The 867-nt window shown below is 48.4% G+C and carries 1 protein-coding gene; it reads right to left on the bottom strand.

What is annotated here, in order from left to right:
• Nucleotides 1–24 precede the first annotated feature (24 nt).
• Nucleotides 25–867: 16S rRNA (cytosine(1402)-N(4))-methyltransferase RsmH (gene rsmH, locus QVP35_RS13110; RefSeq protein ID WP_288187919.1), on the bottom strand; the 843-nt coding region annotated here is incomplete at its 5' end.

Genomic DNA, 867 nt, shown 5'->3' with positions numbered 1-867 from the left:
GCGACGGAAATAGTGGTGAATAACTCATTCTTTTATAGCCCATCTCATCTTTGTCGACCGTGCCCGGCTGTTCATCCTGCATTCTTCTGCCGACGGACGGATCACATCGGTTGATATCTCCTGATAGACACCCTCCCGAAGCAGACGTTTAAACGATTTTTTTACCAGCCTGTCTTCCCCGGAGTGAAAGGTCAGGATGGCTGCCCGGCCGCCTTTTGCCAGCACATTGGGCAGTTTTTCTAAAAATTCATACAGGACTTCAAACTCACTGTTTACGTCAATGCGCAAAGCCTGGAATGTTCTCTGGCACGTTTTCTTCACGGCTTCCTTCTTCTCATGCTCCGGCAGAAATTCCAGAGCCTCTTCGATCACTTCCCGGAGTTTTGTAGTCGTATCGATGGCTGTTCCCTTTTTTATCTTAGAGACAACGGCACGGGCGATCACGTCAGCATGAGGCTCATCAGAATTTTCCATCAGCATCCCCTGTAACTCCTGTCTTGTGATGGTTCTGAGCCTTTCCGCGGCAGAGACTCCTTTTTCGGGGTTTAGGCGCAGATCCAGCGGCCCCTCTGTCTTATAAGAAAACCCTCTGTCCGGATTGTCAATCTGCATGGATGAGACCCCTAAATCTGCCAGAACAAAGTCAAACGGTCCTGCTTCTTCCGCTATTTTGTCGATATCCGCAAAATTCATCTGCCGGATCGTTAAAATTTCCGGCCCATATCCGAGCTTTTCAAGACGTTTTCTTGTTTTCTCAAGTTCTATGGCATCCACATCCAGAGCATACAAATGTCCTTTTGAGTCAAGACATTTCAACATCTCCTGCGTATGACCTCCATATCCCAGAGTCGCATCCAGACCGGTCTG

This window comes from Anaerostipes sp. CAG:276, assembly GCF_000432215.1.
Classification (GTDB): Bacteria; Bacillota; Clostridia; order Lachnospirales; family Lachnospiraceae; genus Anaerostipes; species Anaerostipes caccae.
The sequence above is the reverse complement of the archived record's forward strand: the minus strand, read 5'-3'. Positions and strand labels throughout refer to the sequence as shown.